General features: G+C 68.1%; 19 protein-coding genes. 9 read left to right on the forward strand and 10 right to left on the reverse strand.

Annotated features, from left to right (window positions below; translation table 11 throughout):
• Positions 1-274 precede the first annotated feature (274 nt).
• Positions 275-1,039 (reverse strand): maleylpyruvate isomerase family mycothiol-dependent enzyme, encoded by a 765-nt coding sequence (locus AB0K21_RS31920; RefSeq protein ID WP_343979332.1) that lies wholly within the window; start codon positions 1,037-1,039, stop codon positions 275-277.
• Between the two features lie 1,397 nt (positions 1,040-2,436).
• On the opposite strand from AB0K21_RS31920, the gene AB0K21_RS31925 reads away from it, so the two are divergent.
• Entirely contained in the window at positions 2,437-2,778 is a 342-nt protein-coding gene (locus AB0K21_RS31925) for a hypothetical protein (RefSeq protein ID WP_343979328.1), read from the forward strand.
• 859 nt (positions 2,779-3,637) lie between these two features.
• Positions 3,638-5,242, forward strand: coding sequence for a serine/threonine-protein kinase (locus AB0K21_RS31930; RefSeq protein WP_343979325.1), 1,605 nt, complete (start codon positions 3,638-3,640; stop codon positions 5,240-5,242).
• Between the two features lie 225 nt (positions 5,243-5,467).
• On the opposite strand, the gene AB0K21_RS31935 is transcribed toward AB0K21_RS31930, so the two are convergent.
• Positions 5,468-6,370, reverse strand: coding sequence for a hypothetical protein (locus tag AB0K21_RS31935; RefSeq protein WP_343979323.1), 903 nt, complete (start codon positions 6,368-6,370; stop codon positions 5,468-5,470).
• Between the two features lie 547 nt (positions 6,371-6,917).
• Between AB0K21_RS31935 and AB0K21_RS31940 the strand changes: the two genes are divergently transcribed.
• Positions 6,918-8,372 (forward strand): RICIN domain-containing protein, encoded by a 1,455-nt coding sequence (locus tag AB0K21_RS31940; protein ID WP_343979320.1) that lies wholly within the window; start codon positions 6,918-6,920, stop codon positions 8,370-8,372.
• Between the two features lie 230 nt (positions 8,373-8,602).
• Here AB0K21_RS31940 and AB0K21_RS31945 read toward each other — a convergent pair whose 3' ends face one another.
• Complete coding sequence (locus AB0K21_RS31945) at positions 8,603-8,950, reverse strand: hypothetical protein (protein ID WP_343979317.1); 348 nt, start codon at positions 8,948-8,950, stop codon at positions 8,603-8,605.
• A 541-nt stretch (positions 8,951-9,491) separates the two neighbouring features.
• On the opposite strand from AB0K21_RS31945, the gene AB0K21_RS31950 reads away from it, so the two are divergent.
• On the forward strand, positions 9,492-11,660 hold the full coding sequence (locus tag AB0K21_RS31950; RefSeq protein WP_343979314.1) for a transglycosylase domain-containing protein: 2,169 nt from the start codon (positions 9,492-9,494) through the stop codon (positions 11,658-11,660).
• Between the two features lie 150 nt (positions 11,661-11,810).
• On the opposite strand, the gene AB0K21_RS31955 is transcribed toward AB0K21_RS31950, so the two are convergent.
• Complete coding sequence (locus AB0K21_RS31955) at positions 11,811-12,488, reverse strand: helix-turn-helix domain-containing protein (RefSeq protein ID WP_343979311.1); 678 nt, start codon at positions 12,486-12,488, stop codon at positions 11,811-11,813.
• A gap of 74 nt (positions 12,489-12,562) precedes the next feature.
• Between AB0K21_RS31955 and AB0K21_RS31960 the strand changes: the two genes are divergently transcribed.
• The gene (locus AB0K21_RS31960) at positions 12,563-13,519 is read left to right on the forward strand and encodes a cysteine synthase family protein (protein WP_343979308.1); all 957 of its coding nucleotides are present in this window, start codon (positions 12,563-12,565) and stop codon (positions 13,517-13,519) included.
• Between the two features lie 4 nt (positions 13,520-13,523).
• Here AB0K21_RS31960 and AB0K21_RS31965 read toward each other — a convergent pair whose 3' ends face one another.
• Complete coding sequence (locus AB0K21_RS31965) at positions 13,524-15,872, reverse strand: pyruvate dehydrogenase (protein ID WP_343979304.1); 2,349 nt, start codon at positions 15,870-15,872, stop codon at positions 13,524-13,526.
• 148 nt (positions 15,873-16,020) lie between these two features.
• Between AB0K21_RS31965 and AB0K21_RS31970 the strand changes: the two genes are divergently transcribed.
• The gene (locus AB0K21_RS31970; RefSeq protein WP_343979301.1) at positions 16,021-16,479 is read left to right on the forward strand and encodes an Lrp/AsnC family transcriptional regulator; all 459 of its coding nucleotides are present in this window, start codon (positions 16,021-16,023) and stop codon (positions 16,477-16,479) included.
• Positions 16,480-16,637: 158 nt separating this feature from the next.
• On the opposite strand, the gene AB0K21_RS31975 is transcribed toward AB0K21_RS31970, so the two are convergent.
• From AB0K21_RS31975 to AB0K21_RS31985, 3 genes are all read right to left on the reverse strand, one after another.
• A complete protein-coding gene (locus AB0K21_RS31975) occupies positions 16,638-16,910 on the reverse strand; it encodes a DUF6295 family protein (RefSeq protein ID WP_030905835.1) in 273 nt (90 codons plus the stop codon).
• A 14-nt stretch (positions 16,911-16,924) separates the two neighbouring features.
• Positions 16,925-17,668, reverse strand: a complete 744-nt coding sequence (locus AB0K21_RS31980; RefSeq protein ID WP_343979298.1) for a dienelactone hydrolase family protein — start codon at positions 17,666-17,668, stop codon at positions 16,925-16,927.
• A gap of 126 nt (positions 17,669-17,794) precedes the next feature.
• On the reverse strand, positions 17,795-18,724 hold the full coding sequence (locus AB0K21_RS31985; RefSeq protein WP_343979295.1) for a TetR/AcrR family transcriptional regulator C-terminal domain-containing protein: 930 nt from the start codon (positions 18,722-18,724) through the stop codon (positions 17,795-17,797).
• Between the two features lie 141 nt (positions 18,725-18,865).
• Between AB0K21_RS31985 and AB0K21_RS31990 the strand changes: the two genes are divergently transcribed.
• Positions 18,866-20,071, forward strand: a complete 1,206-nt coding sequence (locus tag AB0K21_RS31990; RefSeq protein ID WP_343979292.1) for an FAD-dependent monooxygenase — start codon at positions 18,866-18,868, stop codon at positions 20,069-20,071.
• 635 nt (positions 20,072-20,706) lie between these two features.
• Here the strand turns inward: AB0K21_RS31990 and AB0K21_RS31995 are convergent.
• Positions 20,707-21,504 carry an MBL fold metallo-hydrolase gene (locus AB0K21_RS31995; protein ID WP_343979289.1) on the reverse strand — a complete coding sequence of 266 codons (798 nt, stop codon included), beginning with the start codon at positions 21,502-21,504 and terminating at the stop codon, positions 20,707-20,709.
• Between the two features lie 47 nt (positions 21,505-21,551).
• Between AB0K21_RS31995 and AB0K21_RS32000 the strand changes: the two genes are divergently transcribed.
• Positions 21,552-21,971 carry a MerR family transcriptional regulator gene (locus AB0K21_RS32000; RefSeq protein ID WP_343979287.1) on the forward strand — a complete coding sequence of 140 codons (420 nt, stop codon included), beginning with the start codon at positions 21,552-21,554 and terminating at the stop codon, positions 21,969-21,971.
• Positions 21,972-22,075: 104 nt separating this feature from the next.
• Entirely contained in the window at positions 22,076-22,234 is a 159-nt protein-coding gene (locus AB0K21_RS32005) for a DUF6461 domain-containing protein (protein WP_343979284.1), read from the forward strand.
• A gap of 97 nt (positions 22,235-22,331) precedes the next feature.
• On the opposite strand, the gene AB0K21_RS32010 is transcribed toward AB0K21_RS32005, so the two are convergent.
• Positions 22,332-22,634: a hypothetical protein gene (locus tag AB0K21_RS32010; RefSeq protein ID WP_343979281.1), complete on the reverse strand. Its 303-nt coding sequence runs from the start codon at positions 22,632-22,634 to the stop codon at positions 22,332-22,334.
• Between the last annotated feature and the right edge of the window lie 2 nt (positions 22,635-22,636).

Raw genomic sequence — 22,636 nt, forward strand, 5'->3', positions numbered from 1 at the left:
ACCAAGACTTTTGGTGGCCGCCCACCAGGAACCGGTGTCCGTCAGCCGCGACTTTTCTGTCCGCCGATCAAGAGTTCCACGTGACCGCTCTCAGTTCGCCCGCAGGACGGGCAGAGCCCTCCACGAAATGTGTGCCGGATGGGTGATCAGGCTGGTGTGAGCTACGAGGGCGTCAGGAGGCCTGGGCGGTACCGCATCGGCTTGAGCCGGGTGCGGATCGGACCGCCGAGTCAGGTGGCCAGGTCGCTCAGTACGCCGTGCCGACCGACCGGCCTCACTGCGTCGCCATGACGATGCAGCGCCGTAGCTCCTCGACCGCCTCAGGGGCGCCCTCGACCGTCACGCCGCTCGGCTCGCCGGCACTCTCCCGGTTCCACATCCAGCGCAGCACGGCCGTCGGCGGACCGCTCACGGTCACGTCGGCCGCGTCGTCGCCGGCGCCGTCTTCGACGGCGAACAGCCCCGGACCGGTCCGCACCCGCCATGCCGCGCCGTCGGTCCGCACCGTGTATGTCCGGCCCGGCGAGCCCGCCAGGATGTCGGTGAAGTAGTCGCCCCACTCGGCGACGCTGTATGCCGCGAAGACCTTGAGCAGCTCGTCGATGCCGTCGATGGCGAGGTCCGCCGGGACCGGCGTGACCGGCTGGCCGGTGCCGAGCTCGGCGTCGATGCGGTGGATGACCGTCTCCTGCGCCATCCGCCGGATCCAGAAACCGACGGTCTGATCCGGGGCGTACCAGGAGATGGCCGGATCCTCCGGCTCGCGGGCGCCGAACTCGTCGAGCAGCCCGGCGTACGCACGGTCGAGCAGCGCGATCGGCTCCTCGTCCGCGAGCTCCTTCGGCGGCCACGGATCGGGTTCGGCGCCCGCGCGCATGATCAGAGACTTATGCAGGTACACCTCGCCGATGTGACGGGTCAGGTCGGCGACGGTCCAGTCGGGGCAGCTCGGCACCATCGCGCCGGGGTCGGTCGGCACGACGGCCCGCAGGTGGCCGAAGTCGGCCGCGAGACACTCAAGGAGTCGGGGATATTCCATGCCGAACAGTTCAGCACACGCTCACGGCTCGTTCAGTCAGCCCGGCAGCCATCGCCGACCATCATCAGCCTGCGTCGACAACCTCCGTTACGAGCCGGCCGCACCCGGCAAAGTCCACGTTGGCATGAAAAGGGCGCGGCCTGTCCACCCGCTGTCATTTTTCAGCGACGGGGACAAGAGTAGAGCCAAGGTCTACAAGGTCGGCGGCAAGGGCCTCAAGACCGTTCGGCTGTCCACGTCGATCAAGGCCACCGGCGACGCCCGTGGCTGGGGCGCGGTTCGCCTGGCCGGCCCGGTGAAGAAGACTTCCAACAAGATCCCGTTCTCTGTCACCTGTACCGCTGATGGGCAGGGTACCGGCGACGTGTGGGACAGCGTGGCCCCCTCCGCCCAGGAGGCCGAAAAGCCGAACGACCCGGCCAGACGACGAAGAGCCTGCTTCCGTTCCAGTGGCCGTCGCAACACCCCGGTTGAGGGGATGCGATGGACTTCGAGATTCGGAAGGACCGGGAACGCGCTCACGAGTGCAGGTATGCCGCCCGCTCGCGGGCGGCATACCTGCACTCGTGCGACAAGGCTGAAGTAACAAGGAGGCATGCCGGGTCGTCGGCGTCAACACCGGGACAGGCCGGCCCGTTCGGGCCGGCCTTGAGACGACATCGGAGTCTGAGACGCCGAAATCCGTCCCGGCGAACCTGCCGCCCACGCAGGAACCCGAACCGTCACCTCGCACTCGAGGAAAGAACCTCTAAGCCGCGGCAGGACCCTTTCCGGCCTACCTGGTCTGCCCCCCTTCAACACTCATCGACAATGCCGCGTCTCTCCCGGCTCATGTACCGCGGAAGTTGTAGGCGGCCTACCGCTATGGGTGCAGAGAGAATCAGCTTCGCGCAGTATGTCGATCCGCTGCCCGTGTCGATATATTAAGAATGCAACTCATCGACCAAGCGGATTTTCCGTAAAACTGCAAAGAGGAGGTGGGGGCGTCGATGGTCACTGTGGTTGCATTAATGGTCCAGGCGCCTTCGGCTCGTTCCGCAGTGTTCGCACCATTCGTCGGCGCCTGGTCGATCCCTGCTCCCACTGGCTGTAAGCCGTATTATACGAATCGCTGTAATCGAAGCGTGTGCGGCGAAATGAATATTCCCGTTCTTCTCGGAAATCGGGGCTGCTGACCGGACGTCCGTGCTGAGATGCCGCCGTACGTGGAAGGCTTGCGGGCGGGTGGGCGCTACGTCCACTCCGTAGCTGAGTCCTGGCCCGGTAGGTCGCAGGTGAATGAGATCTTCGGATTCCTTTGATTTCCGTTCGCCCGGCCCCTCGAAGGTTGTGCCATATTTAATTATGGAAGCATTTTCGCGAGCACTATAAATTCAATACGATAGGAAGGAGTTTCAATGATGAAGAAGGTGATCCTGGCGTCCATCGGCGCAGGATTAAGTGCAACCCTCCTGCACGGCGGCCCCGCCTTCGCTGCCCAGGACACACCCCCTCCCGCTCCGGACAGCGAACAGGTTGAGATCCTGGCGCGCGCGCCGGACTGTGTCGCTGGGTGGGTGAACAGAGGCACAATCACCCAAACCGCATACGCACAGAATCAATGCGGACACGGAATGCGCCTGAAAATCATCTGGGCGTACGGCGCGGACGGAACATGTTCCTGGGTGGAGCATCAAGGGACCATAGGAAGCCGGGTGGCCATAGAGCCACGCCGCTTCGACGGGGTAAATCTTTGCTGAAATCGCCTACTGTGCGAGGTTCGGCAAGACACTCACTGGACGCCACTTATTCGGCTCCAACCAGGTCGGCGATTAGGAGGCGAAGGTCGGCGCCCCGAGGCCGCAACAGGAATGGGTAACATCGATAAAGGCTTCGGTGTGCCCAGTGTATCGCCACCGTTCGAGATAATTTCCCCGGCTGTTCAGGCAACACAAGAGCGATTAGGAAGTCAGGAGTCGGAAAAGTGAAAACGGCAAGAAAGATTGGCCTGGTAGCAGTGTTGAGCGCTGCCTTGCTGGGACCTGTCGCAATCGGTGCGACTCCGGCCAACGCCGCATCGATCCGGTTCATTGGCTACTTCTACCCGCCCGGCGGAGGCACCTGGGAACAGGCTAAGGCCGAGGCGGCAAGGAGCTGTCAGTCCGAAACGGCAAGATACGCAGCCTTAAACGACTGGGATTACACATCGTGTACCTGGACGACAGGACCCCGTGGTTATGCTTACGCCGGACATGTTTATAGGCGATAGGGGTGGTCGTTGATCGCCGACGAGGTCCCGGATCCCGTTCCTACGGGATCCGGGACCTCGTTGCGGTAATACAAGCGTGACCTTCGGTCCGCATGCCCACGCGCGGGCTTCCTCGATCATCCTCAGTCGCAGACCTTGGTCCAGCGTTCATGGGCGGCCCGGTGGGTGATCAGATCAATGCCTCGATCGCTTGCCAACACGGTGGCTCCCGTGTCTCGCGGTCGCCTCGGTGAAGCTTCAGTAGCCCGAGCCTCCACCATTCGGCTTCCTTGGCCATCGCCCTGATGGAGGACCATGGTGGGTCGGGTCTCACATCGCTACTGTGAGGAGATCACCGCTTGGAGGAGCCGATGCCCGCTGGCCCGTTGCAGCCGGGAGACCCGCGCCTGCTGGGGGAGTTCGAGGTCGTCGGGCGTCTGGGCGAGGGCGGGCAGGGGATCGTCTACGAAGGGTGGAGCCGGTCCGGCGAGCGGGTGGCGATCAAAGTACTTCGCAGCGGCTCGGATCCCGCCACGCGCCGCCGGTTGGCCAGGGAGCTGCAGTCGGCACTGCGAGTGGCACCCTTCTGCACGGCCCGGGTGTTGGCGGCGGAGACCGACCGGCCGGACCCCTACGTCGTGAGCGAGTTCATCGCGGGTCCCGCACTGCAGGATCGGGTGCGTGACGAGGGTCCCCTCCGTGGCGGCGACCTCGATCGTCTGGCGGTCGCCACGGCTACCGCGCTCGCCGCCATCCACAGTGCGGGAGTCATCCATCGGGATTTCAAACCGGCCAACGTGCTGCTCGGCCCGGACGGCCCACGGGTGGTCGACTTCGGCATCGCCCAGTTGCTCGACGCGAGCACGATGCCCTCGGCCATGTCCGGCACCCCGCCGTACATGGCTCCCGAGCAGCTCAGCGGTGTGCACGGATCGCCCGCGGCCGACGTGTTCTCCTGGGCCGCGACCATGGTCTACGCCGCTACCGGCCGGCCGCCGTTCGGCAGCGACACCGTTGCCGCGGTCTTCGGCCGGATACTCAACGCCGAGCCCGACCTCACGGACATCTCATCGCCGCTGCGGGAGACGCTGGCCGTCTGTCTGGCCAAGGACCCCGGGGTACGCCCCTCCGCCCGGGCGCTCATGATCCGCCTGGTCGACTCCGGAGCCCCCACCGTCACGGTTCCCGACGTCGGCCCGGTGCCCACCGCCTACCTTCCCGCCGACTGGAGCGACCGGGCGGATCAGGTTCCGATCACGGCCGGTTCGGCTGGGGCACAGGGGCCGGCCGGATCCGCGTACGGCCCGACTCCCACCCGTCATCTCGGCCCTTCCGACACGGCGGTGCGGGAAACGGTGCCGCGGCATGGTGAGCCGGTGACCCGACGGCGGCGGGGGCCCGCCGCCGTACTGATCACGATCACCGGCGTCGTCGCGGTGCTCGTGACGGCAGCGGTCCTGTACGCCACAGGAACGCTCGGCGGCTCACCCGGTGACGGCTCGGCGAGGCCGGAGGTGGTCACCGGCACCGGTGGGGACTCCGGATCACGCTCTGTCGCAGGCGGACGATCGTCTTCCGAAGCGCCGCCTTCTGAGGCACCGGCTTCCACGGCGCCGTCTTCTGAGGCGCCGGCGGCACCGCCCTCGGCCCAGCCGGGAGGCGGAGTCCCGGAGGCTTTCGCCGGAACGTGGACGGGCCAGGTCGTCTCGCAGGACGCTCGGAAGGAGACCGTCGCGGTCACGCTCATCCTGATGAGTGACCGGTCGGACGGGATATGGCGGGCCGACGGGTGCGAGCAGCAGGTCATGCTGACCCGGGTCAGGGCCGGGAACGTGCTCGACCTGACCCGCGGGCAGCGGAACCAGTGCGTGGGGGGAGACATGACCCTCACGCTGAAGGGCCCGGCGACGCTGGACTTCGTGGGTCAGGAGGGCATCGGCGGGCTGGAGTATCGCGGGAGCCTGAGCCGGTCCTGACCCGGGACCGGCACAGGCACGTGACATCCCTCCCCGGCCTGAAGGACTCTTATCTCTGGTCGACCTTTGGCGGTCCCGCACCGAACGTTGGGAAAGCCCGGTCAAGGTTCGGAGACGCCTCACCGGCGTCGTCATCCGGCGCCGGACATGCGGGTCGCGGAGATCGAAAACGAATCGGGGACGGCGTCCTGAAGGCCGGGGCATCCCCGGACGCCCGGCCGACGTTCAGCCCGCCCGCGCGATCTGGAACGAGTAGGCTCCGGTCTTCGCCGTACCCGATCTGACCACGAGCGCGTACCTGCCGTCGCCGTTGGAGAGCGGGATGTCGGACTCGTATCCGCAGAGTGGGACGGGCTGCCGTGGGGCGGCGATGTTCTTCTCGGCGGCGTCGGTGAGCTCCAGCTCGATGGCCGTGCACGCCCCGGTCCCGCCGAGGACCTTGATGGCCGACGCGCCGTCCGCGTCGAACTCGAAGCGGTCGATGCGTCCCGGGACGTCCAGCCGCCCCGCGCCGTCCGGGCTGCCCTCGCCGATCTGCAGGCCGAGCGTCGCCGGGAACGTGCGGACCTTCACCGTCGCGATCCTGAGACTGTACGGGCCGATGACGTTCGTGCTCCCGAAGACCTCAAGCCGGTACTTGCCCGCCTTGGTCAATTTGATGACCGATGTGCCCCAGCTGAGAGCGATGTCGGACGGGCCGACCGGCTTACCGTCGACCTCGGAGAACACCTGGAGCTGGATGTCGTCGCCGGACATGTCGGTGACATAGAACTCCCTGGCGCCGCCCAGGTCCAGGGTGAACTTGTCCCGCTGCCCGGCGCGGGTGAGTTCGGCCGAGACGGTGCCGCCGTCGACGAGAGTCCCACCCGGCTGCACGGCCGTCTGGGCCTGGGCCGGTTCGCCGGTCTCGGTGGGCTCCGTGGGCTCGGTGGTCGGGGCGGTTTCGGCGGTCTCGGTGGTCTCGGTGGTCTCAGCGGTCGCCGTGCTGGTCACACGTTCCGGAGCGGGCCGATCGTTCCGGCGGGTGTCAACGCCGGCACCGCATCCGGCGACGGTCAGGAGTACGAGGGCCGCGCCGGCGGCAAGCCGGAGGGGCGCGCTGGGGTGTCCGGTGAGGGAGGCTCTCATGCCAGTCATTGTGTGAAGTTCGCTTGCAGTCGGCTTGCCGTCGTGGATGGCCGGTCTTCGAGACCAGGTCGACCACTCGCGCCGATTCGTCCTGCCACAGCCGGTCGCCGAACCGTTGGGATGCGCGTCGCGACCCGAGGGTGAACGTGGGCATGCCGGACTTCGCGCGGCGCCGAGGCGTTTCGACAGCGGCCTCGGGCGTGAACGTTTCCCAGGCCGTCACGGATGGGGCGCCTGCTCCTCGCATGAAACCGCAGATGAGCCGCCCCGGAGCCCGATCCGCCCGGGAGGGCCACAGGTTTATTTGTTGACTACCCCAATTAACTCGTGTTAGCTCCGCGGTACGGCCACTGATCGACATCCGTACACCATCGGCCGGTACGTGAAACGAGAGGTGTTAGCGCTAACAAAGCTGTCGCCGTGACGGCGGTTGGCGCTGACCCTGACCACCGCGCGTCCGCGTGCAGAAGGGAGAACGGCCGTCATGCCGATGTCGCCCCAACAGGGCAGATCCACCCCCGAACAACGCCCGTCGCCGGGAGCACGGATGGTCGGAACGGTCCGGCGTGTCACCAGGGGCATGGTCCTGCTGATCACCACTGTCCTCGTGGTCTCGGTCGTTCTCGTGGTCCCGGCGCGGGCGGCGGTGCCCGTGGTCGGTGGGACCTACCAGATCAGTGTCACCAAGAGCGGTAAGTGCCTGGACGTGGTGGCCGGTTCGAAGGTGGACGGTGCGTTGCTGCAGCAGTGGGGCTGCACCGCCGATGTCTGGCAGCGGTTCACGCTGCGGTCGGCCGGTTCGGGGGTCTACACCATCGCCAATGTCAACAGTGGGCGCTGTGTGGACGTGCCGAGTGGTTCGACGGTCTCCGGGGTGCGGTTGCAGCAGTGGGGGTGCGGTGACGGTACCAAGCTCAACCAGCAGTGGCGTCTGGTGGCGTCCGGCAGCGGCACGTACCAGGTCGTCAGCGTGGTCAGCGGGTTGTGCATGAGTGATCAGGGTGCCTCCACCGACTCGGGGGCGGCGATCATCCAGGAGACCTGCACCGCCAACACCAACAAGCAGTGGCTCTTCACCCCGGTGGGCGGCGGACGCGACTGGTCCAACGCGGCCGACGGATTCGCCTCGACCAGCGGGATGGGCGACGCCACCACGACGGGCGGTGCGGCCGGAACCACGGTGACCGTCTCGACGTACGCGGACCTGGTGAGGTACGCCACGGCGAGCGCCCCCCACGTCATCAGGGTCAATGGCGCGATCACGGTCACGCCGTACGGTACGGAGATCAAGGTCGCCTCGAACAAGACCATCATCGGCGTCGGGACCAGCGGCCACATCGTCAACGGCGGGTTCTTCCTCGGCAACGGCGTGCACAACGTGATCATCCGCAACCTGACGATCCGCGACACCCGAATGGCCTCCGACGACCCGGACGACAAGGACTTCGACTACGACGGCATCCAGATGGACAACGCCCACCACGTGTGGATAGACCACAACACGATCACCCGGATGAACGACGGCCTGATCGACAGCCGCCTGGACACCAGCTATCTGACCGTGTCGTGGAACGTCCTGTCGGAGAACAACAAGTCCTTCGGCATCGGCTGGACCGAGAACGTCACCTCAAGGATGACCATCCACCACAACTGGATCCACGACAACAAGCAGCGCAACCCCAGCACCGACAACGTCGCCTACGCGCACCTGTACAACAACTACCTGCAGAACATCGCCTCCTACGGCAACTACGCCAGAGGCGCCACCAAGATGGTGCTGGAGAACAGCTACTTCGAGAACGTCAAGGACCCGTACTACCGGGACGCCGCCGCCCAGCTGCGGCAGTCGGGCAGCATCGTCGTCAACTCCACCGGCAGGCAGGAGAGCGGTGGATCCGCCTTCACGCCGAGCTCGTTCTACTCCTACACGCTCGACCCGGCGGCGAACGTCCCGGCGCTGCTGCGCGCCTACGCCGGCCCGCAGGCCGACATCGGCCTCTAGAAGCCTCGGTGACCGGAGGCATGAGCCGACGGTCAGGGTTTTGCCGCCGTCCATCTTCGAGGCGACGTATGGCCGTGTGCGGGCACGGAGGTCGGCCCGGTCCGCCGTGACCCGCGGGAGCGCCTTCCCCCCCAGAAGGCGCTCCCGACAAGACGGCACATCCGGTCAGTGCGAAGCGGGCACCGGGTCACCACTCACGGTGGCTGCGCCGGTGCCGTCCCACACCGAGACTAGGACGGCATCACCGGAGTGCACTCCATCCATATCGAGGCCATTTTGGACTGCGTGGTCCCGGAGTTGTTGAAGAAGAACGTCGCCTGCTGCCTGTATCCCGGGAACCCGGCGGGCGGCGACACCGAGCGCACGTAGGGACCCTCCCACCAGATCCTCTTGAAGTACGGGTGGGAGTCGGGGCACTTGAGCCACAGGGAGGCGCCCTCCCACGGTGCCAGGAGCTTGCTGTTCGTGATGGTGACCGTGTCGGGTTCGGTGGCGGCCGAGGCCGGGAGCGCGGTGGTGAGGAGCCCCCCGGCCAGGGCGGCGGCGGCCGCCACACCGGCGATTCTGCGTACTCTCATGACATTTCTCCTTGTGCTGTGTTTCCTGGGGTGCGGAAATTCGTACCGGAATGGCGGGAACGGGCGCGGCAAGCGGCCTGTCATGCGGACGCACGATGAGGCGGTGCGGACCACCACGTTCTCGCCGCGGCGCCCAGAGGGCCTCCGGACTTTTTCTCACCGGCCGAATGGCGAATGTGATATCCGGGCTGAAAGACGACTTTTTGCAATTCCTCCCCCAAGAGATCTCGTGGAGGAGTCTGCTTCCGGCATCTTGGATGTATCTTGGGTCTCGCTTGGAGCGCAGTTCCGCCACGATGCCCAGGGGTCTTCGGGCGGGATCGCCAAGGCTTCCGCCGGGCGGTCGGCGCTTCCGGGGCGCCGCCGTCATCCTCGCCCACAACGTCGGAAGTTCCCCTAGGCTGTGTGTCCGCAGATGATCTAGAACCCTCTTCCCGCCGGATGATCTGACCTGCCCCTGGCGGATGACCGGCGCTGTGCCCTACGTGGCAGAAAGCGCTTTATGTGCATAGAACAGGGTTAAAGTCTAGAATCTACGCTTATGTCGGAACGGGGTAACGAGCAGTCAGGGGCCGCGTCGAAGATCATGCGTCTTGCCGCGGTGGGGGCGGCGGCGGGTGTGCTGGTCGCGGGGATCGCACTACCGGCCGTGGGGGGTGCGGGGCTCGGCATCGTGTCGGCGACCAACGGGCTGAACCTCAACCCCGAGGATCTCGTCGAGCCTCCGCCGGCGGAGGTCACCGTCGTGCAGGACGCCAGGGGCAAGGAGATCGCACGGTTCTACGAGGAGTACCGCGAGGTCGTCAAGCTCGACAGGGTGGCCGAGATCATGAAGACCGCGATCGTCTCGATCGAGGACTACCGGTTCTACGAGCACGGCGCGATCGACATCGAGGGCACGATTCGCGCGTTCGCCAAGAACCTTCAGGCGGACGGGGTGAGCCAGGGCGGCTCCAGCATCACCCAGCAGTACGTCAAGCAGGTGCTGCTCAACTCCGCCGAGACCGACGCGGAGAAGAACAAGGCGCTGGAGGCCAGCTACGCGCGCAAGCTCAACGAGCTGCGCCACGCTATGGCGGTGGAGCAGAAGTACTCCAAGGACGAGATCCTGGAGAAATACCTGAACATCGCCTACTTCGGCGCGGGTGCCTACGGCGTCGAGGCGGCGGCCAAGCGGTTCTTCGGGGTGTCGGCGGACAAGCTCACCCTGCCGCAGGCGGCGACGCTGGCCGGCGCGGTGCAGGACCCCAACGCCACCGATCCCAACCTGGGCAAGAAGCAGCGCGAGCGGCTGCTGAACCGGCGCAACGTGGTGCTGAACCGGATGGCCGAGCTGGGCAAGATCACTCCGGCTGAGGCGGCCAAGGCGAAGGCCGCCAGGCTCGGCTACAAGGGTACGAAGCTGCCGGGCGGCTGCGAGGTCAGCGACTACCCGTACTTCTGCGTCTATGTCCGCAACGAGATCCTGAAAAATCCGGACTTCGGGAAGACGGACAAGGAGCGCCTGGCGTTCCTCAACCGCGGCGGTCTGACGATCAGGACCACCATCGACCCGACCATGCAGGCGGCGGCGGACCGGGCGATCAGGAAGTGGGTCAACCCCACCGACAACCCGGTGGCGGCCGAGGCCCTGGTCCAGCCGGGCACTGGGGCGATCAAGGCCATGGCGGCCAGCCGGACGTACGGCCAGAACAAGGCCAGGAACGAGATCTCCTACAACCTCGTCGCGGACGCCGCGCACGGCGGTGGCGTCGGCTTCCAGGCCGGTTCGACCTTCAAGACGTTCACGCTGCTCAACGCGCTGAACAAGGGCATGAAGGTCGACGACGGCTTCAACGTCGGCGCCGGTTACCTCGCCCCGGGCTACTCGGCGTTCAAGAACTGCAAGGGCGAGAACATCGGTGACCCGACCCACACCGTGACCAACGACGAGGGCAGCCCCGGCTGGCGGACCCTGCAGACCGGCACCTGGGGCTCGGTGAACACCTTCTTCATGACGCTGGAGCAGCACGTCGGGCTCTGTGACACGGTCAAGGTCGCCAAGTCGCTGGGCATCCACCGCTCCGACGGGCTGAAGCTCCAGGAGTACGAGACGTTCACGCTCGGCATCAACGAGATGGACCCGGTGACCGTGGCGAACGCGTACGCCGCGATCGGCGCGCGCGGCAAGTACTGCGCGCCGATGGCGATCAGCCGGATCACCGACCGGGACGGCAAGGTCACCGACTATCAGCCCAAGTGCCGTCAGGCGCTCGACCCCGAGGTGGCCGACGCGGCGGCCGACGTGCTGTCCGGGGTGTTCACCAAGGGCACGATGCGGAGCGTCGGCGGCATCGGCCGCGACGCGGCGGGCAAGACCGGCACCACCGACGGCTACGCCACCGCCTGGTTCGCCGGGTTCACCCCGGACCTGGCCGGCGCGGTCAGCATCGGCGACCCGCGCGGCTCGCAGAAGTACAAGCTGACCGGCGTCACGATCGGCGGACGCTACTACGGCTCGGTCTTCGGCGGCAGCATCCCGGGCCCGATCTGGAAGGACACGATGCTGGCGGCGCTGCGGAACGTGGAGCCGACGTCGTTCACCCCGATCAACCCGGCGCGGTTCGGCGGCTGCGGCCAGAGCTGCCGGCCGGCGCCGCCCCCGTCGAACGACGACGCCCCCGACGGCCAGGAGCAGATCAACATTCCCTTCGGCGGCTACGGCGACTGACGCGGCGCGGGGGCCCGCACCGATCCGATCATCGGTGCGGGCCCTTGTCGCAGGCCGGGTCTACCGGCGGGAGCCGTGTTTCCGGGGCGGCACTCCGGACGCGTCGGTACCGTCGTCGGCCGCCCGGGAAAATGGTGCCGAGCGAAACGATCAATGCTGGGAAGAGCCTGGATTCAGGCCGAGGGCTTCCGGGGTGAACACGTAGCGTTTGAACCAGCGGTGCATCTGGCGCTGCAGGACCGGGTCACCGTGTACGCGTACTCCCCGCTGCCGTAGCAGCCGCGCCCAGGACAGGTCACCGAGCCACCACCGGGTCGCCGCCGCCGTCGGAGCGGTGAGCCAGACGTCGACGGGTGCCCCGGTGTCCTGCCGGCACAGGTCGACGCCGGTCCGGGACAGATGCAGCCAGTACCTGCTGTCGGCCGGCCTGCGGTCGGTGAACTCGATCGCGAGCACGACCGTGCGCTCGGGTAGGGCGGTGGCCTCCACCCGGCGCCGCATGTCCCAGGTCAGTGCGGCGGTGTCGAGATCGTCCTCGGTCAGGGCGGCGCTGTCGGTGGCGACCGCCCACCGGGCCAGTTCCCGCACCACCGGAGCCAGCGCGGCGCCCGCCTCGGTGAGCCGGTAGCCGTCGTCGACGACGCCGGCGGCACGCAGTGCGCGTAGTCGTGCGGACAGCGTCGCTCGCGGGATGCGAGGCAGGCCCCGGCGGATGTCGGTGAAGGTCGAGGCGCCCAGCAGCAACTCCCGCACGATCAGCAGCGTCCACCGCTCACCCAGAAGTTCCAGAGCACGCGCCACCGCGCAGAACTGCCCGTATCCGTTCACCGGTGCATGGTACGAGGCGCTGGTTCAGAAGTTGAACTGGTGGTGGCGGCACGGTCGGCTCGACGATCGAGGTCATGAGCGAGGACATCAAAAGGACCGGCGACGTACTGCGGACGATCGGAAACACGCCGCTGGTGAGGCTGCACAGGGTCGTGCCGCCCGGGTGCGCGGAGATCTTCGTCAAGATCGAAGGACAGAACCCGACAGGCAGCATGAAGGACCGCATGGCGCAGGCGATGATCGCCAGGGCCGAAGGCGACGGGCGGCTGAGGCCCGGCGACACCGTTGTCGAGTACACGGGCGGCAGCACAGGCGCCTCCCTTGCCCTGGTCTGCGCGGCGAAGGGATATCGGCTGCGGATCGTCAGTTCGGATGCCTTCAGTGCCGACAAACTCCTTCAGATGACGGCGTTCGGCGCGGAACTCACCGTCATTCCCAGTGAGGGGGGTCTGATCACCAAGGCGCTGATCCTGAGCATGATCGAGAAAGCCGGGGAGTTCGGTCGCCGGCCGGGCGCCTACTGGACCGATCAGCTCAACAACGCCGACAGCATCGCCGGCTACCACCCGATGGGCGAGGAGATCTGGGAGCAGTCGGGTGGGCGGATCGACGCGTTCGTTCAGTCGATCGGTACGGCGGCCTCGCTGCGCGGGGCGGCGGCCCCGCTCCGGCGCCGCCATCCGGGACTTCGGGTCGTCGCCGTCGAACCGGCCGAGTCCGCCGTGCTGTCCGGAGGCCGGCCCGGTGCCCACCGCATCGAAGGCATCGGCATCGGTTACCCCCCGCCCATGTGGGACCCCACCCTGGTGGACGAGATCGTGCCGATCCCCACCGCCGACGCGGAGGAGATGGCCAGGCGCCTGGCCCGGGAGGAGGGCCTGTTCGCCGGAACGTCGTCAGGGGCGAACGTCCTCGCCGCGATCCGGGTCGGACAGCGCCTTGGGCCGACCGCCAGGGTCGTCACCCTGCTCGTGGACTCGGGGCTGAAGTACCTCAGCACCGAGGTGTACCGGCGCCGTGACAGGCCTTGACGACTCAGCGGCCGAGCAGCGTCAGGGCGGCGTCGACGATGGAGGCGGTGTCGATGCCGTGGACGCGGTAGGCGTCGTGCAGGTCGCTGGACTGGCCGAAACCGGAGACCCCGAGGTTGCGAATCCGGTCGCCGCGCACGCCGGCCAGGAAGGACAACGTGTGCGGGTGTCCGTCGAGCACCGTGACGAGGGGCGCGGGGCGGTCGGCGGGGAACAGGACGTCGACGATGCCGCCGCCGGACGCGCCGAGGGAGCCCCGGGCCTGGAAGGCGCGGTACACCAGGTCGGCGCTGGTCAGGCAGACCACGCCGGCGACGATCGAGCGCTCGGCCAGGTGTTCGGCGGCGGCGATCACCTCGGGCATGACGGCTCCGGCGCCGACGAGGGTGACCTGCTCGGTCGCGGGGTCGTGGTCGGTGATGCGGTAGCCGCCCGCGACGGCGTGCCGCCGGCGCCGTTCGAGGAGCAGCTCGTCCTCCGGCACCCGCGCCAGGGCGGGGTCCAGCGGCCGGGTCGACAGCCGGAAGTACGAGGAGGTGCCGCCCTCGACGCCGACCCGTTCCATGGCGGCCAGCATCGTCCACTCCAGGTCCCGGGCGAACGCGGGCTCCCAGGCGATGCAGCCCGGCTGCTCAAGGCCGATGGACGGGGTCGTGATCGACTGGTGCGCGCCGCCCTCGGACGACAGCGTCACACCGGACGGCGTGCCGACGATGATCGACTGCCCGCCGGCGTAGATGCCGTACGACCAGGGTTCGAGCGCACGTGAGATGAACGGGTCGTAGAGCGTGGCGATCGGGATGAGACGCTCGGCCCAGCGACTCCAGGTGGCGCCGAGCTCGCCGAGCAGACCCACCAGGTTGACCTCGGCGATGCCGAGTTCGATGTGCTGGCCGCCGGTCCCCTCCGACCAGCGGAGCAGGCGTTCGGTGTCGTCGGCGAACCAGTCGTGCCGGTCCTCGATCGACCACACCCCGGTCTTGTTGATCCACCCGCCGAGGTTGGTCGAGGAGGCGACGTCCGGGCTGCAGGTCACCACCCGCGCGCCTGCCTCGGGGGCGGCGCGCAGGAAGTCGACGAGGAAGCGGCCGAGGGCGGCCTGGGTCGAGATCGGCGAGCGGTACGAGCGGCCGAGCGTCCTCGGCAGCGGGCCGAGGGCCCTGCCGGTGACCTGGGGGCGGCGCAACGCCGCGCCTCGGGCGGCGCACAGGTCGGACGCGGCGGTGCCCGGCTCGAAGGCACGCCAGGGGTCGGCGAGGTCGGTGCCGCAGGAGGTGGCCAGCGCGAGCATCTGCGCCTCGGTCAGCAGCGCCGAGTGGTTGTTCGGGTGCCCCTCGGTCGGCAGGCCGCGCCCCTTGACCGTGTAGGCGAACACCACCGTGGGCCGGGTGTCGTCCACCTCCCGGTAGGTGTCGAGCAGCAGGTCGAGGTCGTGGCCGCCGAGGTCGCGGATCGCCCGCGCCAGCTCGGCGTCCGGCAGGGACGCGACCAGGGCGCGCAGTGCCGCGCCGCCGTGTTCCCCGACAAGTCGCGGACCCACCTCGGCGGCGTCGACCCGCAGCAGGCGCTGGTACTCCTCGTTCGGCATCCGCTCAAGCCGCTGCCGCAGCTCGTCGCCGCCCGGCCGTTCGAACAGGGCGGTGATCGCGCGCCCCCACTTCAGGGTGACGACCTGCCAGCCGGCCGCCTCGAACATCGCCCGCAACCGGTGGATCTGCACGTCCGGCACCACCCGGTCGAGCGACTGGCGGTTGAGGTCGACGATCCAGAGCAGCTCGCCCATCCGGGCGACGGACGGGTCGGCGACGGCCTCCCAGATCGCACCCTCGTCGAGCTCGGCGTCCCCGAGCAGGCTGACGAAGCGTCCCGCCGCCGGAGTCGACGCGAAGCGCGAGCGCAGGTAGCGGTGGGAGACGGCGGCCCACAACGGCGCGGTCGCGCCGATGCCGACGGAACCGGTCGAGAAGTCGACGGTGTCGGGGTCCTTGAGCCGGCTCGGATAGCTCTGCAGCCCGCCCAGCTCGCGCAACCTCGGCAGATAGCGGACATCGAGATCGCCCAGCAGGTAGTTGATCGCATGCAGCACCGGCGAGGCGTGCGGTTTGACGGAGACCCGGTCGAGGTGGGTCAGCTCGGAGAGGTACAGCGAGACCATGATGTCGACCATCGAGGCGCTGGAGGCCTGGTGACCGCCGACCTTCACGCCGGTGTCGTTGGGCCGTCCGCGGTTGGCGGCGTCGACGATGGCCGCGGAGAGCCAGAGCACCCGCTGCGCGACCTGCCGTAGCACCTCGGTCCGGGCGGACGCCCCGGCACGCTCGTCGGCGGGCGGGGGCAGGGGGATCGCCATCATCTGTCTCTTTCCTGCGGAGACGTTCATTGCACCCGGAGGTGCCCCGCAGGGCAAGAAAGACGCAGGAACCCGCCCCTTGGCGCACGTTCAAGCGGTCAGGCGGCCTGGAGCGCGCATTCTTCCACCCCCTCGGCGCTACCATCCACCCATGCCTCCGAACGCCGAACTGGACTCGATCGACCGCCGGATTCTGGACCTGCTCGTCGAGAACGGGCGTCGGAGCGTGCGCGACATCGCCACCCGGGTGCGGCTCTCGCCGAGCCCGGTCAAGCGGCGGATCGAACGGCTGGAAAGACTCGGCGTCATCGTCGGTTACACCACACTCGTCGACGAGGGCCTGCTCGGCGACACCATCGAGGCCTTCGCGGAGGTCCGCTTCAGCGGCAACACGGACGTCGAGTCGATCACCGCCTCGGCCAGCCGTATCCCCGGGGTCACCGAGGTGTTCACGGTGGCCGGCGACCCCGACGCCCTGGTGCACTTCCGGGTCGACAGCCTCCAGCACCTGCACCGGCTGATCGACCAGATCCGCCGCGACGAGAACGTCATCGGCACCAAGACCCTCATGGTGCTGGACTCCTGGCGCCGGGTCGAGCGACCGTCCTGACCCGCGCGGGAGCACACCGGTCGCCACCCTGTCGTCGGGATCGTCGAGGCGGTAGCGGACGGCGTTGGGGTGCCCGAGAGGCCACCCACGTGACGTACCGGGTCGGGCGGGTCGGACCCCGACCGATCCCGGCCGCGGCAGGACCCGCGAGACCCGCCTCAGCGGCGGCCGGAGGCGAGTCCCGGAGGCGCCGCGGCCAGGGCCTTCTGGATGGCGTCGATCAGTGCCAGCGCCGACTCCTCGGTGAGCTCGACCGCGACCCGCGCCGAGGGGCCCTCGGCCGGGTTGGTGAAGTCGATGTTCACCGTGTGCTCGTGACAGGCATGGTAGGGGTGGTCGACGTAGACCGCGCCCTGGCTGAGCGTGAACCAGCCGTTGCCGCCCTTGCCCGCGCCGTCGAGTTCGATCTTCTCGGTGAGATAGGTGCACATACTGATCGCTCCGGTCAGGCGCCGAGGTGGCGGCCGTAGAAATTGAAGATCTTCTTCCAGCCCTCCACCGCGGCGGCGGGCCGGTAGGCAGGCCGGTCGGTGGCGAAGAAGGCGTGCCCGGCGCCCTCGAAGGTGTGGAACTCGTGCTCCTTGCCCAGCCTCTCCAACTCGGCGTCCAGCGTCGCGACCTCCTCCGGCCCCGGGTATTTGTCCTCGGCGCCGAACAACCCCAGCAGCGGGCAGGACAGGTCGGCGGCCTTGGAGATCAGCGGCTCGTGCTGGAGCGGGAACTCCGCGGGCGGGGTGTTCACCACGAAGGCGCCGTAGCAGTCCACCGCCGCGTCGATCTGGAGCGAGCAGGCCACCAGGAACGTCTGCCGCCCGCCCGAGCAGAATCCGATCACACCGATCCTGCCGTTGGCGTGGTCGAGGGAGTTGAGGTACGCCGCGGCTCCGGCGACATCGCCGACGAGCTGCTCGTCCGGGACCCCGCCCTTGGCCCGTACGGCGGCGGCCTGGTCGTCGGGGCTGACCCCGGCGCCCTCGCGGGAGTACAGGTTCGGGCAGATCGCCGCGTACCCGCGCGCCGCGAACCTGCGGACGATCTCCTTGGTCGCGTCGTCGTACCCGGGCAGGTGGTGGATCACCACCACACCGCCGCGCGGGCCGTCACCGAGCGGCCGGGCCAGGTACGCCTCCAACTCGGCCTGCTCGTGCCCGGCGACCGTGACCGTCCCGGCCCACATCGCATCGTTCATGTCGTTGCCTCCTGTACCCCCACGGGAGCGGCTGCGAGGTGCCTGGATCTGATCTTATTCAGCGGCCTCGCCACGCCGTGTGACCGGGAGACCTCAGCGGGGCCATCAGATGCGATCGTCGACGCCCTACGTCCCTTGACGATCCCCATGAAGGGACGTGACGGGAGGACCGGGGGCCTCGATGAGCACCCCCAGGCCGTCCAGCAGGCAGCGGAGCCCGAACTCGAACAGAGTGTCCAGGTCGAGGGAGTCGGGCGGAATGCTCGACAGCAGCGGGAATTCCGCCATGCGCGGGAGCACCGCCGTGTCGAGCCACTCCTGGTCGGTGATGCCGGTCTGTTGTACGGCCTCGGTCTCGGCCTCCAGGTTGATCGCGGTTCCGCGTACGTAGTTGGCCACGGTGACGTACACGTGGACCATCGTGGCCGGGACGAGACCGAGGCCGTCCACCGCGCGCATCGCCCACTCGCCCAGTGCCATCGCGTTGGCCGTGGGCATCGGGCGGGTGAACGAGGTGACCTGGGCCAGCCAGGGGTGACGGTGGTAGAGGGCCCACTGCGCCCTGGCGATCAGCTCCAGCCGGGCGCGCCAGCCCGCCGGTGACTCGCTGAGCGCGCACTCGGCCAGCACGGTGTCGGCCATGAGCATGAGCAGTTCCTCCTTGCCCGCCACGTGCCGGTAGAGCGACATCGCCGAGACCTCCAGGTCGGTCGCGATCCGGCGCATGGACAGGGTCGCCAGCCCCTCGACGTCGGCGATCCCGATCGCGGCGCGCACGATCCGTTCGCTGGTGAGCTCGGGCGCGGGCCTGTGGGGAGGGCCGGTGTCCGTGACGGCGCCGTCCGCGACGATGGTCCCGACGCCGGGGGCGACCCGCACAAGCCCTTCCTGGCGCAGGGTCGCCAGCACCTTGCCGGCGGTCGCCATTGCCACGCCCCACTCCCGGATGATCTGCCGGGTCGAGGGCACCCGATCGCCCGGGCGCAGTCGGCCCGTCGTGATACGCCGTCGCAGCTCGGCGGCGATCCGCAGGTACGGAGGCTCTGTCCCGTCCATCTTCCACCCTCCAGGTGCTCTAGTGCACCATATCCTTGTTTACCTGGTCATATGCTGTTGTAATTTTGGTGCACTAGTACATAATTTACAAGGTAAGCGCACTATGCGTACGGTGTGAACACCACCTAGCGAGGAGCGCTCATGAGGACCGTTCTGATCTCCGGTGCCGGTATCGCGGGGCAGTCCCTGGCCTACTGGCTGCACCGCCACGGCTTCACCCCGACCGTGGTCGAGCGAGCCCCGGCTCCACGCGCCCAAGGCCACACCGTCGACCTGCGCGGGGTCTCCTTCGACGTGGTCAGGCGGATGGGTCTCCTGGAGAAGGTCCGGGACGCGGCCGTCGACTCCCGAGGGATGTCCTATGTGGACGCCACCGGCAGGCGCGTCGCCGACATGCCCGCCTCTTTCCTCGGCGGGAACGGTGTGGTCGGCGAGGTGGAGATCCTCCGCGGTGACCTGGTCGACATCTTCCACCAGGCGACCGAGGGCAAGGTGGAGTACGTCTTCGACGACACGATCACCTCGCTGGCCCAGGCCCCCGACGGCGTACGGGTCACCTTCGAGAGGTCTGCGGCGCGCGTCTTCGACCTGGTGGTGGGCGCGGACGGCGCGCACTCGGTGACCCGGTCCCTGGCCTTCGGCGAGGAGTCGCGCTTCAGCCGCGAGCTCGGCTGCCACCTGGCGTACTTCACCGCGCCCAACGTCTTCGGCATCCAGGACTGGGAACTGTTCCACAACCTGCCCGGCAGGAGGGTGGCGGCGCTACGCCCGTCCCGGCGGGCCGAGGAGGTCAAGGTCCTGCTCGGGTTCGCCTCGAAGCCGCTCGACCACGGTGATGCGCGGAGGCAGAAGCAGATCGTGGCCGAGGTCTTCGCCGGAGCGGGCTGGCAGGTACCCGCCATGCTCCGGGAGATGGCGGCGGCCACCGACTTCTATTTCGACGCTGCCACCCAGGTCGTCATGGACGGCTGGTCCCGCGGCAGGGTCGTGTTGCTCGGCGATGCCGGATACAGCCCGTCGCCGTTGGGCGGCGGCGGCACCGGGCTGGCGGTGGTCGGCGCCTATGTGCTGGCCGGAGAGCTGGCCGAGGCCGGCGGGGACCATGAGGTCGCCTTCGCCGCCTATGAGCGGGAGATGCGCGGTCTTGTCCGGCAGCGCCAGAAGCTTCCGCCGGGCGGTGTCAACGGCTTCGTGCCCAACTCGCGGGTGGCCATCGGGATGCGCAACCTGTCGATCAGGCTGCTACCCCACCTGCCCTGGTCCGGCCTGATCGAGAAAATGGTCACCGACCCCGATGCCATCACCCTCAACGACTACGGCCTGCCGTCACCACCCCCCATCCTCTGAACCGGAGCGGCGAAGCGAATGTCGGTGAAGGTCGAAGCGCCCAGCAGCAACTCCCGCACGATCAGCAGTGTCCGCCGCTCGCCCAGGAGTTCCAGCGCGCGCCACCGCGCAGAACTGCCCGTATCCGTTCATCGGTGCATGGTACGCACCAGGCGCCGGAGGTGCTGGTTCAGAAGTTGAACTGGTGGTGGCGGTACGGTCGGCTCGACGATCGAGATCATGAGCGAAGGCATCGAAAGGAGCGGCGGCGACGTCCTGCGGACGATCGGAAACACGGCGCCGAACTCCTTCGGATGGTGGCGTTCGGCGCGGAACTCACCGTCATTCCCAGCGAGGGGGGGCGATCACGAAGGCGCTGATCCTGAGCATGATCGAGAAAGCAGGGGAGTTCGGTCGGCAGGCCGCGCCCCTTGACCGTGTAGGCGAGCACCACCGTGGGCCGAGTGTCGTCCACCTCCCGGTAGGTGTCGAGCAGCAGGACGCCGGTCGTGGCGCCCCGCTCGCGGCGGCGTCGGCGACACCGTCAACACCGAGGGCGACGTGGACGGCGTCCGGGAACTCGTGGTGGAAGGTACTCACCTACGAGGCCACCGTTCCGGGTGCCGGTGGGGCGTCCAGATCGGGGTCGCCCAGGGTCAACGGTAGCGGTCCAGTTCCCACGGATCGTGAGCACTGATGACCGAGACCTCATCGCCGTGGTCGCGGACGAGTTCGCGCAGCCGGGCCTGAGTGCCCAGTCGGAGGTCGTGGTGGACTTCCGAGCTGGTCTGCACGAAGTCGAGGATGGGGTGCGGATGTGGATTTCTGTCGAGTTCCCGGTGGTAGTAGTAGGCGTCACCGCAGTGCAGGAGCCAGCGATCGCCTTCGCGTACGGCGACTCCGGTGTGGCCGGCGGTGTGACCGCCGAGTGGGACCAGCCGGATCTCCGGCGGCAGGCCCTTCGGCTGGACGGAGCTGAACCCGAACCAGTCCTCGCCCGGCTCGGGGGTGTAGGAAACCCACTTCGGGCCGTGTGCCCAGTGTGCCGGGCGGTAGCGGAAGCTGGGTGCCTCGGTGATCGCGGCTTCAAGTTCGGCGGCAAGGACATGGACCTGGGCGTCCGGGAAGTCGGGGAGGCCACCGCAATGGTCTACGTCGAGGTGGGTCACGATGATGTGGCGTACATCGTCGGGTGAATATCCCAGCCGGGCGACCTGGCGAACGGCGGTCTCCTCCTCGGCCAGTACAGGCTGGGCCATCTCGACCCAGTCGGAGCCGAGGGTGTCGCCTGGGTTGCGGATGTCGTCGAGGCCGAGGCCGGTCTCGATAAGGACCAGGCCGTCAGAGTCGGTCTCGACCAGCAGACAGTGGTTGACGGCGTGGGCGGGAGCCGGGCCGTCGTAGGTGGCCTCGATCTGCCGTACGGACCCGCAGTTGAGGTGATGGATGTTCATGGCGGCTAGTCTGTGACTTGAAGCGTGGTTCAAGTCAAGGGGACGTGGTGGTCGAGTCGCTGCTGGACATCGCCGAAGTGGCCGAGCGTTCCGGGCTGGCGCCTTCGGCGCTGCGGTTCTATGAGAAGAGAGGCCTCATCGCCTCGGCGGGTCGCAACGGCCTGCGCCGCGCCTTCCGGCCCGACGTTCTTGAGCGCCTCGCACTCATCGCCTGCGCCCGCGGCGCTGGATTCACGATCGCCGAGATCGCCGGATTCCTGGTGGCCACACCCGACGACACCAAGCTGCGTGCACGGATGGCGGAGAAGGCGCGGGAGTTGGAGGAGGACATCGCCCGGCTCACTCGGATGCGCGACGGTCTCCACCATGCCTCGACGTGCATGCACGAACCGCTCGTAGAGTGCCCCGACTTCAAGCGCACATTCGAAAGCTCGGCGACTCTCACGCCGTCCCCTGGCCATCGGTAGGGCCTGATCAGGTCTTCACGGGACCGGCACGCCGTCGCGTCCGAAGCCCGACCAGGCCCTACCGATCATCATGAACGGCCTGAGGGGACCGGCCGGTCCCGGGGATGATCCGCAGATCGGCCAGAACCGGATGCACTTCGATTCCCATCACGTCAGGAGGGCGCGCCAGCGGTCTGGCCGAGCGCCTCACCGGAATCACGCTGACGCCGCAGCCGCTGGAGGAGTCCACCTACCCATGCGGAGTCGTGCCCAGACCGAGGTGAGCGGTGGTGGATCACTCCGCTGCGGGCTCCACGGGGCACCGTTCTCCGCGGGCCTGCAAGTAAGTCGCAATAGCCCCGCCCTCTCTAAGTAGCCCCGTCAGGGGAGGCCGTACCGTTGTTTGATCATTTTGGCCTCCTCCTCGCTGACCTGGCGGGGGGTGACGGCCAGGGTCTGTCGCAGGTCGGAGATGATCTTCTCGCCCGCGCCCCGGACCCGGGTACGGTGCTGGACGAGCTGGGCGTCGAACCGCTTGGCGGCCGGTCCCGTCCACACCTTGCCCTCGTGGAAGTCCCGGTACGGGGCCTCGATACCGTTCTCGATCTCCTGGACCAGCGGCTCGACCGTCCGCAGGGCATCCCCCAGTGCCGCGTGGAGCGGATTGGGCACCAGCTTGGCCATGA

The sequence above is a fragment of the Streptosporangium sp. NPDC049248 genome (genome assembly GCF_040678965.1).
Classification (GTDB): domain Bacteria; phylum Actinomycetota; class Actinomycetes; order Streptosporangiales; family Streptosporangiaceae; genus Streptosporangium; species Streptosporangium fukuiense.

Excerpts from the sequence above, each read along its gene's own strand:
- AB0K21_RS31920 (WP_343979332.1), bottom strand. The coding sequence starts at position 1,039 with ATGGAATATCCCCGACTCCTTGAGTGTCTCGCGGCCGACTTCGGCCAC.
- AB0K21_RS31925 (WP_343979328.1), top strand. The coding sequence starts at position 2,437 with ATGATGAAGAAGGTGATCCTGGCGTCCATCGGCGCAGGATTAAGTGCA.
- AB0K21_RS31930 (WP_343979325.1), top strand. The coding sequence starts at position 3,638 with ATGCCCGCTGGCCCGTTGCAGCCGGGAGACCCGCGCCTGCTGGGGGAG.
- AB0K21_RS31935 (WP_343979323.1), bottom strand. The coding sequence starts at position 6,370 with ATGAGAGCCTCCCTCACCGGACACCCCAGCGCGCCCCTCCGGCTTGCC.
- AB0K21_RS31940 (WP_343979320.1), top strand. The coding sequence starts at position 6,918 with ATGGTCGGAACGGTCCGGCGTGTCACCAGGGGCATGGTCCTGCTGATC.
- AB0K21_RS31945 (WP_343979317.1), bottom strand. The coding sequence starts at position 8,950 with ATGAGAGTACGCAGAATCGCCGGTGTGGCGGCCGCCGCCGCCCTGGCC.
- AB0K21_RS31950 (WP_343979314.1), top strand. The coding sequence starts at position 9,492 with ATGTCGGAACGGGGTAACGAGCAGTCAGGGGCCGCGTCGAAGATCATG.
- AB0K21_RS31960 (WP_343979308.1), top strand. The coding sequence starts at position 12,563 with ATGAGCGAGGACATCAAAAGGACCGGCGACGTACTGCGGACGATCGGA.
- AB0K21_RS31965 (WP_343979304.1), bottom strand. The coding sequence starts at position 15,872 with ATGATGGCGATCCCCCTGCCCCCGCCCGCCGACGAGCGTGCCGGGGCG.
- AB0K21_RS31970 (WP_343979301.1), top strand. The coding sequence starts at position 16,021 with ATGCCTCCGAACGCCGAACTGGACTCGATCGACCGCCGGATTCTGGAC.
- AB0K21_RS31975 (WP_030905835.1), bottom strand. The coding sequence starts at position 16,910 with ATGTGCACCTATCTCACCGAGAAGATCGAACTCGACGGCGCGGGCAAG.
- AB0K21_RS31980 (WP_343979298.1), bottom strand. The coding sequence starts at position 17,668 with ATGAACGATGCGATGTGGGCCGGGACGGTCACGGTCGCCGGGCACGAG.
- AB0K21_RS31985 (WP_343979295.1), bottom strand. The coding sequence starts at position 18,724 with ATGGACGGGACAGAGCCTCCGTACCTGCGGATCGCCGCCGAGCTGCGA.
- AB0K21_RS31990 (WP_343979292.1), top strand. The coding sequence starts at position 18,866 with ATGAGGACCGTTCTGATCTCCGGTGCCGGTATCGCGGGGCAGTCCCTG.
- AB0K21_RS31995 (WP_343979289.1), bottom strand. The coding sequence starts at position 21,504 with ATGAACATCCATCACCTCAACTGCGGGTCCGTACGGCAGATCGAGGCC.
- AB0K21_RS32005 (WP_343979284.1), top strand. The coding sequence starts at position 22,076 with ATGATCCGCAGATCGGCCAGAACCGGATGCACTTCGATTCCCATCACG.
- AB0K21_RS32010 (WP_343979281.1), bottom strand. The coding sequence starts at position 22,634 with ATGGCCAAGCTGGTGCCCAATCCGCTCCACGCGGCACTGGGGGATGCC.